Origin of the sequence: Rhizobium laguerreae, assembly GCF_019778565.1 — a bacterium.
In the GTDB taxonomy this organism is placed as follows: Bacteria; Pseudomonadota; Alphaproteobacteria; order Rhizobiales; family Rhizobiaceae; genus Rhizobium; species Rhizobium laguerreae.
The window spans coordinates 176639-189603 of the sequence record NZ_JAAXQT010000010.1; the positions used below are offsets into that span (position 1 = coordinate 176639).

A 12965-nucleotide genomic window follows, 5' to 3' on the forward strand; every position below is an offset into this window, starting at 1 on the left:
CCTTGCCGCCACGCCGCAAGATCCTCGTCGTGCTGAAAGGTTATCCTCGCCTTTCGGAGACCTTCATCGCCCAGGAGCTGCTCGGCCTCGAAAAGGCCGGCTTCGACCTGACGCTGATTTCGATGCGCCGGCCGACCGACAAGAAGCGCCATCCCGTGCATGACGAGATCCGGGCGCGCGTCGTCTATCTGCCGGAGTATCTGCACGAGGAGCCGATCCGGGTGCTGAAGGGCTTGATCGCCGGCCTCTCCAGACCCGGCTTCAAGGCGCTGATGAAGCGCTTCCTCGCCGACCTCAAACGCGACATCTCCCGCAACCGCTTCCGCCGTCTCGGTCAGGCGCTGGTGCTGGGGCGCGAATGGCCGGACGAGGGCGAATGGCTGCATGCCCATTTCATCCACACGCCGGCCTCGGTGACGGAATATGCGAGCATCCTCACGGGCACGCCCTGGACCTGTTCGGCGCATGCCAAGGACATATGGACGTCGCCCGACTGGGAGCTGAACGAGAAACTCGGCAGCGCCCGCTGGACCGTCACCTGCACCAGGACGGGCTACGACCATATGCGGACGCTGACATCCCGCAAGGAGGCCGTGCACCTGAGTTACCACGGCCTCGATCTCGCCCGTTTCGGCCATTTCGCCGGCGAGCGTTCAGACCGCACCGGCAGCGAGCCCGGCGATCCGGCCTTGATCCTCAGCGTCGGCCGCGCCGTCGAGAAGAAGGGTTACGACGTGTTGCTGCGGGCGCTGGCACTGCTGCCCGCCGAGCTTCACTGGCGCATGGACCATATCGGCGGCGGCGAGGAGCTTGCGAAACTGAAAGTCCTGGCGACCGAACTCGGCATCTCCGGCCGCATCGTCTGGAAGGGCGCCATGGCGCAGGAAGACGTGCTCGATCATTACCGCCGCGCCGACCTCTTCGCACTTGCCTGCCGCATCGCCGCCAATGGCGACCGCGACGGCCTGCCGAACGTCCTGGTCGAAGCCTCCAGCCAGCGGCTCGTCTGCCTCTCGACCGACGTATCCGGCGTGCCGGAGCTCCTGAAGAACGGTGAAAACGGCCTCGTCGTGCCGCCGGAGGACCCGGCGCTGCTGGCCAACGCGCTGGAGGCGGCGATCCGCGACCCGGCACTGCGAAAGCGCCTCGGCGATGCCGCCGAAATCCAGGTGCGCGAATATTTCGACTATCACTCCAGCATCAGACAGCTCACCGGCCTGTTCGAGGCAGAATGGCAGAAGGCGTCATGACGGCACCGCGTATTTTCTTCTACGTCCAGCATCTGCTCGGCATCGGCCACATAGCCCGCGCCAGCCGCATCGCCAATGCATTGATCAAGGACGGTTTTGACGTGACTGTCGTGACCGGCGGCCTGCCGGTGCCGGGCTTTCCGGGCGAAGGCGTGAAGACCGTAGCCCTCCCGGCGGTCGTCGCCAGCAATGCCGGCTTCTCCGGCCTCGCCGATGCCGAGGGCCGACCGGCAGGCGAGGAATTCCTCAATATACGCCGCCAGCTGCTGCTCGACGCTTTTCATGCCGCAAAGCCCGATGTCGTCATCATCGAGGCCTTCCCCTTTGGCCGGCGACAGATGCGCTTCGAACTGCTGCCGCTGCTTGAGGCGATCGAAAAAGCCGAACTGCGGCCGAAACTCATAAGCTCGGTTCGCGACATCCTGCAGGAAAACCGCAAGGCCGGCCGCGACGCGGAGACCGTCGCGCTGGTGAAGGACCATTTCGATGCCGTGCTCGTCCACGGCGATCCCGGCTTTGTCAGGCTCGAAGACACTTTCCCGCTGACATCAGAGATCGCCGACAGGCTGCGTTATACCGGCCTCGTCGCAGCCCCGCCGGCGCCGGAACCCGCCGAGACATTCGACATCATCGCATCGGCGGGCGGCGGTGCGGTCGGCGCCGCGCTGATCGGCGCGGCAAAAGAGGCGGCAGCGCTGCTGCCGGACAATCTTCGCTGGCTGCTGGTCGCCGGCCCGAACCTGCCCGAGGCCGATTTCGCCGCGCTGTCCGAGGACGCGGGCCCGAATGTGACGCTGGCGCGCTTCCGCAAGGATTTTCCCTCGCTGCTGCGCGGTGCGAAGGTTTCGATCTCGCAGGCCGGCTACAACACGGTCGGCGATCTCTTGCGCACCGAATGCCGGGCGATCCTCATCCCCTTCGTCGCCGGCGGCGAGACCGAGCAGACGGTGCGCGCCGAACGACTGCAGGCGCTCGGCCTCGCCGATATCCTGCCGGAGAACGGACTGACGTCGGGCCATGTGAAAGAGGCGGTCGAAAAGGCGCTTGCCGCACAGCCACGCGGGCCGGTCTTGCTCGACCTCGACGGGGCGGAGAAAACCGCCCTCATCATTCGCTCCATGATTGCCGAATCCCTCGCCTAATCCAAAATTCCTGTGATATAAGCAATGTTCCGGCGAGAATCGGCATTTTTGCAGCCGGTCGCTTCGCCTTGTTTTCATTGCGATATCGGCGGTCCGGCTGCATGGTCCTGTTCTTGAGAATCCTCCCCCGCACGGCGCCCGGATCGCGCCTCCGGAATTTCCCAGCAAGCTGACGGTTAGCCATGGAAAAAAGCCTCGCCCGCTACATCTGGAAGAACACGCGGCTGCAGCAGCTTTGGATCCTGGCCGTCGTCGCCGCATCGATGGTGCCCTATTTCCTGTCCTTCGACCTGCCGAAGCAGATCGTCAACGGACCGATTCAGGGCGACGGCTTCGAAGGTCCCGGCGCGCGGCAGACTTTCATGCACATTGCCTACGACATCCCGCTGATCGGCCATGTCGAATTCTTTGAAGGCCTGCAGCTCAACCGCTTCCAGATGCTGATGGCCCTCAGCCTGGTGTTTCTGGCGCTGGTGGTGCTGAACGGCCTCTTCAAATTCTACATCAACACCTATAAGGGCCGTCTCGGCGAGCGCATGCTGCGCCGCATCCGCTTCGAGCTGATCGACCGGGTGCTGCGCTTTCCGCCCATTCACTTCAAGCGGGTGAAATCGGCCGAGATCGCCACCATGATCAAGGACGAGGTGGAGCCGATGGGCGGCTTCACCGGCGACGCCTTCGTTTCCCCTGCTCTTCTCGGCGGCCAGGCGATAACGGCGCTCGTCTTCATCATCGTCCAGAATTTCTGGCTTGGCATGATCGCCGCCGGCATCGTCGGCGTGCAGGCCATCGTCATCCCCCGCATGCGCAAGCGCCTCTTGGAACTCGGCCGCCAGCGGCAGCTGACGGCGCGCGAACTCTCCGGCCGCGTCGGCGAAATCGTCGAGGGCATCGGCACGATCCACGGCAACGACACGTCGAATCTCGAACGCGCCGACATCGCCTCGCGGCTCGGACGGATTTTCTCGATCCGCTACGACCTTTACCAGTGGAAGTTCCTGGTGAAGTTCATCAACAACTTCCTCGCCCAGGTCACGCCGTTCCTGTTCTACGCGATCGGCGGCTATCTTGCGCTCCAGGGCCGGCTCGACATCGGCCAGCTTGTCGCCGTCATATCAGCCTACAAGGACCTGCCCGGCCCGCTGAAGGAACTGATCGACTGGGACCAGATGCGCCAGGACGTGCAGGTGAAATACCAGCAGGTCTACGAGCAGTTCAACGTCGAGCCGCTGATCGACAGCCGCATTCAGGAACTCGCAACCGCCCCGGTCGGCCCGTTGACTGGCGCGTTCGTCATCACCAATCTGACGCTCTCCGACGACAGCGGCGCTCGCATCGTCGATCACGTCTCCGTTGAGATCAAGCCGAACGAGACGGTGGCGATCGTCGGTCCGAACGGCAGCGGCGCTGAAGCCTTCGCCGAAGCGCTCGGACGCATGGTCTGGCCGGACTCCGGCCGTATCACCATCGACGGACGCGATCTCCTGGAGCTGCCGGAATCGATTACCGGCCGGCGGATCTCCTATGCCTCGGCGGACACTTTCTTCTTCCACGGGACGCTCGCCAGCAATCTGCTCTACGGCCTGAAACATGCGCCGATGACCGATCCGATTTACGACGAGCGGGAAGCACTGGAGTATAAATGGCATTCCGCCGAGGCGGAAAAGGCCGGCAATCCGACGCTCGACCTCAACAGCGACTGGGTGGACTACAAGGCTGCCGGCGCCAGCGGGCCTGAGGACCTGCTCACAGCGATCCGCCCGGTGCTCGACGCCGTCCTGATCTCGCAGGACATCCTCGATCTGGCGCTGCGCTCGACAGTCAACACCGACGTGCATGTGGCGCTCGGCGACCACGTCGTGGCGCTACGCGCCTCGCTCAGGGACCGGCTGCGCGACGAGGGGCTCGACACGATCGTCGTGCCTTTCGACTTCGATGCCTATAACGCCCAGGCGACGGTCGGCGAGAACCTGCTCTTCGGCACGATGAAGCGGCCGTTGATGACCAACCGGAGGCTGGCCGCGCATCCCTATTTCCAGCAGCTCTTCCGTGAGACCGGCCTCAGCACCGATCTCTACGCCATGGGCCTCGAGATCGCCGAAAACGCGGTGGAACTCTTCCACGACCTGCCGCCCGACCATCCATTCTTCCAGCAGCTGACCTTCATGACGGCGGACGACATCCCGACCTATCAGGCGTTGCTGCAGAAGCTGCAAAGCCGCCGCTTCGAGGACGCCACGCCGGAAGAGCGTTCGGCCATCATTCGGCTGAGTTTTGCCTATATCGAGCCGCGCCATCGCTTCGGCTTGCTGCCGAACGAGCTCATGGACAAAATCGTCAGCGCCCGCAAGCAGTTCCACGAGCATATTCCGGCCGATCTCGCCGAGCTGATCGAGCGTTACGACGCCGAGCGTTTCACCCCGTCGGCAAGCCTGATGGACAATGTGCTTTTCGGCCGTATCGCCTATCAGCAGGCCGACGCTTCCGACCGCATCCGCGGCATCATGGGCGAACTCTTCGATGCGCTCGACCTTTATGACGACGTGCTGTCGATCGGCCTCGAATTCGACGTCGGCTCCGGCGGCAAACGACTGACCATGGTGCAGCGGCAGAAGCTAAACCTGGCCCGCGCGCTGTTGAAGCGCTCGGACTATTTCATCTTCAACCGGCCGCTGTCGGCGCTTGACCAGCGCGTTCAAGATCAGATCACCCGCAACATCATCGAGGGCCTGCACGAAGAAGGCCATCGGCCGGCGATCATCTGGGTGCTCTCCAACGCCCGGCAGGCCGAGATGTTCGACCGGATCCTGCTCTTTGACCGCGGCGGATTGGCGGAGGCCGGAAACTATCCGGAACTTTCCGCGAAAAACGGGATGTTCAAGGAACTGTTATCGTAATATTCTATAGGGGCGGCGATGGTGGGTGTTCCCGATGGGGACACCTCGAAGTTTGAAGATGCCTGGTCCTGCGGGACCCGGCATCAGGGGATTGAAACGCTCATGCTGTTGAGAGACGAAGTCGAAATGCTCCGAAGGGTGCCGATCTTTTCAAGGATCGCGCCAGCAAAGCTCAAGCTTTTGGCCTTTACCTCCGATCGCATGACCTACAAGGCCGGACAGGACCTTTTCCATCAGGGCGATGTCGGTGATGCCGCCTATGTCGTCCTCTCGGGCACCGCCGACGTCGTCGTCGCATCACCGGCCGGCGAGATCAAGGTCGCTGACGTCGAACCCAATTCCATCGTCGGCGAAATCGCCATCCTCTGCGATGTCTCGCGCACGGCAACGGTCCGCGCCACCTCGTCGCTAGAGGTGCTGCGCATCAGCAAGGAGCATTTCCTGAAGCTGCTCAGCGATTTCCCCGAAATGGCCGTGGAAATCATGCGGGTGCTGGCCGACCGCCTGAACCACACCACCGCGGAACTAACCGCGGCCCGGGCGGCGAAGCAGCCTCAGATGGCGCAGTAAGGTTTTTCAGGATTTCGCCGGCCATTTCCGTGCGCCTGTACGAAGCGCAAAATTCCAGCTGTTGATCTTTTGGCGAACATGACAGCTCACCATAAAAGATGTGCGTGAGATGACCGGTTCCGTTCCAGCGATGCGTCCAGGCCGGTCGATCTCCGGCTGATGGACAAGAAAATCGGCTGACTCTCCACCTCATCAAGCTGACTTGTCGCGACACCGACATTCTGTTCGGCGATAAACTGAATTGCTTTCTTGCGATCTGATGTTGCTTTCGCACGCCGGGCAAATGCCTGCATGGCTTCCCATGCAGGCCATTTGTTCGACTGCGTCTATTCCCGCTGCTCCAGCGCCCTGCTGAAGGCAAGTGCTGCAAGCGTGCAGATGGCGCCGGACAGCAGGTAGTAACCGACGAAAGTCAGGCCGAAGCGGCTGGAGAGGCTGAGCGCCACCAGCGGCGCAAAACCCGCACCGATCAACCAGGCCAGATCCGATGTGAAGGCGGCACCGGTATAGCGGTAGCCGCGGCCGAAGCGGGACGAGATCGAGCCCGTCGCCTGGCCGAAGGAAAGGCCGAGCACGCCGAAGCCGATGATGACGAAAGCGTCATGGCCGCTGTTGCCGGATGCGATCAGGCTCGGCCCAACGAAGCTGAAGACGGCGATGATGACGGCGCATATGGCAAGCTGGGCGCGCCGGCCGATGCGGTCGGCAATCAGTCCTGATGCAATGATGGTGATGATGCCGACCATGGCGCCGACCACCTGCACCACCATGAAGGTGCCGATCGGCTGGTTGCCATAAAGGCTCATCCAGCCGAGCGGGAAAATGGTGACGAGGTGGAACATGGCGAAGCTTGCGAGCGGCACGAAAGCGCCGATCAGAATGTCGCGGCCGTGAACGCGCAGCACGTCGAGAATGGGAGCTGCTTCCAGCTCATGCTGCTCCAGCAGCGTGCCGAATTCCTTGGTCATGACGAGCCGCAAACGCGCAAACAGCGCTACGACGTTGATCGCGAAGGCGACGAAGAAGGGATAACGCCAGCCCCAGGAGAGGAAATCCTCACTGGAAAGATTGGCGACGAAATAACCGAACAAGGTGCTGGCCAGCGCAAAACCGATCGGCGCACCGAGCTGCGGGATCATCGCATACCAGCCGCGGTGTTTGGCCGGCGCGTTGAGCGCGAGCAGCGAGGCAAGGCCGTCCCAGGCGCCGCCGAGCGCGAAGCCCTGGCCGAGGCGGAAGAGCGCCAGCAACGCGATCGACCAGACGCCGATCTCGTTGTAACCCGGCAGGAAGGCGATCGAGGCCGTGGAGCCGCCAAGCAGGAAGAGCGCGATCGTCAGCTTGGTGCCACGGCCGTACAGCCGATCGATCGTCATGAAGACGACGGAGCCGACGGGGCGAGCCAGGAAGGCAAGCGAGAAGATAGCGAAGGAATAGAGCGTGCCCGTCAGCCTGTCCGGAGCGAAAGGGAAAATCAGCTGTGGAAAGACCAGGACCGAGGCGAGGCCGTAGACGAAGAAATCGAAGAATTCCGACATGCGGCCTATCACCACGCCGATGGCGATGCTGCCCGGCGAAACCGGCTTGTCGTCGTGAATGCGCCGCGCGTCGCGTTCCAGCGACGACGATGACGGTCCGTAATGCGTTGTTTCAGCCATGAAACGCCTCCCTCGTTGAGGCGCTTTCGGCAGGGCGCCTCAACCTGATCTTGATCAAACCTGCAGGCTTATCAAGTCCGTAAGACGTAAATAGTTCATCATCACGGCTCAAAATGAGGCGTGGACGGAAAAAAGAGTGTGATCCGGAGCGCGATTTTTCCCGGGAACGCTGGCTTGGCCGGCTCTTGCGGATATATTGATCTGAAACATGCGCTGGGCAAGGAATCCTTCTTGATTTCATCAGGATTCCAAAGCTGTAGTGCACCATGATTTGTGCCGCATTGCGGCATCATTGCTGCACTGCGACCAAACACCTCATGTCGCTATCAGGTTCAGTGCGTTAGTCGCGGAACGAACGAAACAACAAGAGCTTAGAGACGTGCTAAAACTCATGAAGTTTTCCCGCCTTCTATCCGTCTTGCCGCTGCTTTTCCTGGCAGGATGCAACATGGTGGTCATGGCGCCCTCCGGCGACATCGCCGCGCAACAGCGCGATCTCATCGTCATCTCGACGGTACTGATGCTTTTGATCATCATACCGGTGATCTTCCTGACGCTGTTCTTCGCCTGGCGCTACCGCCGCTCCAATACGGCTGCAACTTACGCGCCGGAATGGCACCATTCGACCCGCCTCGAAATCGTGATCTGGTCAGCGCCGCTTGCGATCATCATTGCGCTCGGCGCCGTGACCTGGATTTCCACGCATAAGCTCGATCCCTACCGCCCGCTCGACCGCCTTGATGCGGAGCGTGCCATTCCGGCCGATACCAAGCCGCTGATCGTCGAGGTCGTGGCGCTCGACTGGAAGTGGCTGTTCTTCTATCCCGAACTCGGCATCGCCACCGTCAACGAACTGGCTGCTCCGGTCGACGTTCCGATCAATTTCAAGATCACCGCCTCCTCGGTGATGAACTCCTTCTATATCCCTGCCCTGGCAGGCCAGATCTATGCGATGCCCGGCATGGAGACGAAGCTGCACGCCGTCATCAACCGGCAAGGCGAATATGAGGGCTTCTCCGCCAATTATAGCGGAAGCGGCTTCTCGCACATGCGCTTCAAGTTCCACGGCCTCGATCAAGCGGGCTTTGACGCCTGGGTGGCGCAGGTCAAGCAGCAGGGCACGATGCTCAACCGCGACGCTTATCTGAAACTCGAGAAGCCGAGCGAGAAGGAACCGGTGCGTTATTATGCCGGCGCCGACGCCGACCTTTACAACGCCATCCTCAACATGTGCGCCACTCCGGGCAAGATGTGCATGAACGAGATGATGCACATCGACATGATGGGCGGCGGCGGCAAGGAAAGTGCGGAGAACCGCGAGAAGCTGCAATACGACAACCGTCATGCCGACGAAGGCATCGTGGCGCCCGCCGCCACCGTGCCGGCGACCGGGGCTCCGGCACGCAGCGAGCCTGCCGAGCGGACCGACGGCATGCAGCACGACATGCCCGGCATGGACATGCAGCATGAGGGTCATTCCATGCCCGGCACGGACAACGGCGCCACTCCGGCGCCGGCGCAGCTCAACAACAACAATTAACCTGGCGCTTTGCGTCGCAAGACATAATGAACGGGTTGTTCCATGTTTTCCAATCCTGACCTCCTGAAGTTCGTCTTCGGCCGGTTGACCCTCGATGCCATCCCCTATCACGAGCCGATCCTGGTCGTGACCTTCATCGGCGTCGTCATCGGCGGTCTCGCTGTGCTCGGCATCATCACCTATTTCAAGTTCTGGGGTCCGCTCTGGCGCGACTGGATCTGCAGCGTCGATCACAAGAAGATCGGCATCATGTATGTGATCCTCGCCGTCATCATGCTGCTGCGCGGCTTTTCCGACGCGATCATGATGCGCGTCCAGCAGGCGATCGCCTTCAACGGCTCGGAGGGCTATCTGCCGCCGCACCATTACGACCAGGTCTTCACCGCCCACGGCGTCATCATGATCTTCTTCGTGGCGATGCCCTTCGTCACCGGTCTGATGAACTTCGTGGTGCCGCTGCAGATCGGCGCGCGCGACGTCTCCTTCCCCTTCCTCAACAACTTCTCTTTCTGGATGACCACCGCCGGCGCGATCATCATCATGCTGTCGCTGTTCATTGGCGAATTCGCCCAGACCGGCTGGCTCGCCTACCCGCCGCTGTCGGGCCCAGCCTACAGTCCGGGCGTCGGCGTCGATTATTATATCTGGGGCCTGCAGGTGGCCGGTGTCGGAACGACGCTTTCGGGCATCAACCTGATCGCCACCATCGTCAAGATGCGTGCGCCGGGCATGACCTTCATGAAGATGCCGGTCTTCACCTGGACGGCGCTCTGCACCAACGTGCTGATCGTCGCCTCCTTCCCGATCCTGACGGCAACGCTGGCGCTTCTGTCGCTCGACCGCTATGCCGGGACGAACTTCTTTACCAATGACCTCGGCGGCAACCCGATGATGTACATCAATCTCATCTGGATCTGGGGTCATCCTGAAGTCTACATTCTCGTGCTGCCGGCCTTCGGCATCTTCTCGGAAGTCGTCGCCACCTTCTCCGGCAAACGCCTCTTCGGCTACGCCTCCATGGTCTACGCGACCTGCGTGATCATGATTCTCTCCTACATTGTCTGGCTGCACCACTTCTTCACGATGGGCTCGGGCGCTTCCGTCAATTCCTTCTTCGGCATCACCACGATGATCATCTCGATCCCCACCGGGGCAAAGATTTTCAACTGGCTCTTCACCATGTATCGCGGCCGCATCCGTTTTGAGGTGCCGATGCTGTGGACGGTCGGCTTCATGGTGACCTTCGTCATCGGCGGCATGACCGGCGTCATGCTTGCCGTGCCGCCGGCCGACTTCGTGCTGCACAATTCGCTGTTTCTCATCGCCCACTTCCACAACGTCATCATCGGCGGCGTTCTCTTCGGCATGTTCGCCGGCGTGAACTACTGGTTCCCGAAGGCCTTCGGCTTCAAGCTCGATCCCTTCTGGGGCAAGATGAGCTTCTGGTTCTGGCAGATCGGCTTCTGGTTTGCCTTCATGCCGCTCTACGTGCTCGGCCTGATGGGCGTCACCCGCCGCGTGAGCCAGTTCGAGGATCCGTCGCTGCAGATCTGGTTCATCATCGCCGCTTTCGGCGTCGGCCTGATCGCGCTCGGTATCGCCGCCTTCCTCATCCAGATCGTCGTCAGCTTCATGAAACGCGAGGAATTGCGCGACGATAGTGGCGATCCCTGGGATGGCCGCACGCTGGAATGGTCGACCTCTTCGCCGCCGCCGGATTACAACTTCGCCTTCACGCCCGTCGTCCACGACCATGACAGCTGGTACGACATGAAGAACCGTGGTTATGCGCGTCCGCTGGAAGGCTTCCGGCCGATCCACATGCCGAAGAACACCGGCACCGGCGCAATCCTGTCGGCCATCAGCGTCGCCCTCGCCTTCGGCCTGATCTGGTATATGTGGTGGCTGGTGGCCGTCTCCTTCGTCGCCATGCTCGTCGTCGCGATCGGTCATACCTTCAACTACAGACGCGACTTTCACATCCCCGCCGAAGAGGTGACCGAAACGGAAGGCAAGCGCACGGCGTTGCTTGCCGAGCAGGTGTAATGACCATGAGCGATCAGACTATCGACACGGCCGAAAAGCCTGAATTCTACCTGACGGAAGATCATCATCCGGAAAACAGCACCAACCTCGGCTTCTGGCTCTACCTGATGAGCGACTGCCTGATCTTCGCGGTGCTGTTTGCGACGCACGGCGTGCTCGGCCGCAATTATGCCGCCGGCCCCTCGCCCGCCGATCTGTTCGATCTGCCGATCGTTGCCCTCAACACCTCGATGCTGCTGTTCTCCTCGATCACCTACGGCTTCGCGATGCTGCAGATGGAGCGGAACGCAAAGGCGGAAACGCTGTTCTGGCTTGGTGTGACCGGCTTGTTCGGTGCAGCCTTCATCGGGCTCGAACTCTACGAGTTCATCCACCTGATCCACGAAGGCGCCGGGCCGACGCGCAGCGCCTTCCTCTCCTCCTTCTTTACGCTCGTCGGCACCCACGGACTGCACGTCACCTTCGGCATCATCTGGCTGATCACGCTGATGGTGCAGGTGTCGATGCACGGGCTGATCGAGGCCAACCGCCGCCGCCTTATGTGCCTTTCGATGTTCTGGCACTTCCTCGACGTCGTCTGGATCGGCGTCTTTTCCTTCGTCTATCTGCTGGGAGTTCTCGGATGAGTTCGCAAGCACCTGCCCATGAGGATGCCCACGAGGCTCATCACGGCCACAGCCACGGCCATCAGGCCGGCCATGGCACGTTCCGCAGCTACATGACGGGCTTCGTGCTTTCCGTCGTCCTGACCGCCATTCCCTTCTGGCTTGTCATGGCCGGCGTATTCGACAGCCCGGCGTTGACGGCGGTGCTGGTGATGGGCCTCGGGGCGATCCAGATCGTCGTCCATATGGTGTTCTTCCTGCACATGAATACCAGGAGCGAGGGCGGCTGGACGATCATGGCGCTGATCTTCACCCTCATCATTGTCGCCATCGCGCTCTCCGGTTCCCTCTGGGTCATGCATCATCTCAACACCAACATGATGCCGATGAGCCCCGAGATGATGAAGAACATGCCGTGACGGTCACGAAGGGGCGGCGCCAGCGCCGCCCGCAGCGGTTCAGACCACCAGCGTTCAACCCCGAGCAATTCAGGAATGGGCAGGGCATGAGTGAGGCTCCCTCGGGAACATCGGAGAGACGGCGCTATCAGGTAAAACGCGCGATCTTCGCCCTCTGCCTGGTGCTGCTTGCCGCAGCACTTTCCGCACTCGGCACCTGGCAGGTCGAGCGCCTGGCCTGGAAACGCGACCTCATCGCCCGCGTCGATCAGCGTGTGCATGCGCCACCCGTGCCGGCCCCGACACGCGCCGAGTGGAACAAGGTCAATGCCATCGATGACGAATATCGGCGGGTAACCGCAGTGGGGATGCTGGCAAACGACAAGGAAACGCTGGTCTATGCCTCGACCGCACTCGGTCCGGGCTATTGGGTGATGGTGCCGCTGACGCTTGCCGACGGCACATCGATCCTCGTCAATCGCGGCTTCGTGCCGACCGACAGGCGCGATCCGGCCTCGCGCCGCGAGGAGCAACTATCCGGGCCGGTCGCGATCACCGGGCTGATGCGGATGACGGAGCCGAAGGGATCACTGCTGCAATCCAATGACGTCGCGGCCGACCGCTGGTATTCGCGCGATGTCGTAGCAATCACGCAAAAGCGCGGCGTCAGTGCGGCCGCGCCCTATTTCATTGATGCCGATGCCACCGCCAATCCCGGAGGCCTGCCTGTCGGCGGCCTGACCGTCATCGCTTTCCCCAACAACCATCTCCTCTACGCAATCACCTGGTACGGGCTGGCGGCGATGGTGCTGGCATTGCTGGTGTTCGTTCTCCGCGGCGAGAGGGCCGCTGCATAATG

11 protein-coding genes are annotated in these 12965 nt (G+C 61.8%); 9 read left to right on the plus strand and 2 right to left on the minus strand.

Features of this window, described 5'->3' with window-relative positions:
- The first annotated feature begins 2 nt into the window (after positions 1 to 2).
- From HFO71_RS27635 to HFO71_RS27650, 4 genes are all read left to right on the plus strand, one after another.
- Positions 3 to 1250, plus strand: coding sequence for a glycosyltransferase (locus tag HFO71_RS27635; RefSeq protein WP_131640681.1), 1248 nt, complete (start codon positions 3 to 5; stop codon positions 1248 to 1250).
- Complete coding sequence (locus tag HFO71_RS27640) at positions 1247 to 2392, plus strand: glycosyltransferase family protein (RefSeq protein WP_168259264.1); 1146 nt, start codon at positions 1247 to 1249, stop codon at positions 2390 to 2392. Before HFO71_RS27635 ends, HFO71_RS27640 begins: the two co-directional genes overlap by 4 nt.
- A 182-nt stretch (positions 2393 to 2574) precedes the next feature.
- Positions 2575 to 5289, plus strand: coding sequence for an ABC transporter transmembrane domain-containing protein (locus HFO71_RS27645; RefSeq protein WP_132613648.1), 2715 nt, complete (start codon positions 2575 to 2577; stop codon positions 5287 to 5289).
- A 102-nt stretch (positions 5290 to 5391) separates the two neighbouring features.
- The gene (locus tag HFO71_RS27650) at positions 5392 to 5859 is read left to right on the plus strand and encodes a cyclic nucleotide-binding domain-containing protein (RefSeq protein WP_077979955.1); all 468 of its coding nucleotides are present in this window, start codon (positions 5392 to 5394) and stop codon (positions 5857 to 5859) included.
- Positions 5860 to 5945: 86 nt separating this feature from the next.
- Here HFO71_RS27650 and HFO71_RS27655 read toward each other — a convergent pair whose 3' ends face one another.
- Complete coding sequence (locus HFO71_RS27655) at positions 5946 to 6152, minus strand: hypothetical protein (RefSeq protein WP_245006994.1); 207 nt, start codon at positions 6150 to 6152, stop codon at positions 5946 to 5948.
- Between the two features lie 33 nt (positions 6153 to 6185).
- Complete coding sequence (locus HFO71_RS27660) at positions 6186 to 7517, minus strand: MFS transporter (protein WP_025397702.1); 1332 nt, start codon at positions 7515 to 7517, stop codon at positions 6186 to 6188.
- A 379-nt stretch (positions 7518 to 7896) separates the two neighbouring features.
- Here HFO71_RS27660 and cyoA point away from each other — a divergent pair, with 379 nt between their 5' ends.
- The 5 genes from cyoA to HFO71_RS27685 are packed head-to-tail and all read left to right on the plus strand — an operon-like array spanning position 7897 to position 12963.
- Entirely contained in the window at positions 7897 to 9057 is a 1161-nt protein-coding gene (cyoA, locus tag HFO71_RS27665) for a ubiquinol oxidase subunit II (protein ID WP_077979956.1), read from the plus strand.
- A gap of 42 nt (positions 9058 to 9099) precedes the next feature.
- Positions 9100 to 11103 (plus strand): cytochrome o ubiquinol oxidase subunit I, encoded by a 2004-nt coding sequence (cyoB, locus tag HFO71_RS27670; protein ID WP_221988665.1) that lies wholly within the window; start codon positions 9100 to 9102, stop codon positions 11101 to 11103.
- Between the two features lie 5 nt (positions 11104 to 11108).
- Positions 11109 to 11729, plus strand: a complete 621-nt coding sequence (gene cyoC, locus HFO71_RS27675; protein ID WP_025397699.1) for a cytochrome o ubiquinol oxidase subunit III — start codon at positions 11109 to 11111, stop codon at positions 11727 to 11729.
- The gene (gene cyoD / locus HFO71_RS27680; RefSeq protein WP_077979958.1) at positions 11726 to 12127 is read left to right on the plus strand and encodes a cytochrome o ubiquinol oxidase subunit IV; all 402 of its coding nucleotides are present in this window, start codon (positions 11726 to 11728) and stop codon (positions 12125 to 12127) included. The genes cyoC and cyoD overlap by 4 nt, the downstream gene beginning before the upstream one ends.
- Complete coding sequence (locus HFO71_RS27685) at positions 12124 to 12963, plus strand: SURF1 family protein (protein WP_376776760.1); 840 nt, start codon at positions 12124 to 12126, stop codon at positions 12961 to 12963. The genes cyoD and HFO71_RS27685 overlap by 4 nt, the downstream gene beginning before the upstream one ends.
- Positions 12964 to 12965: the final 2 nt, after the last annotated feature.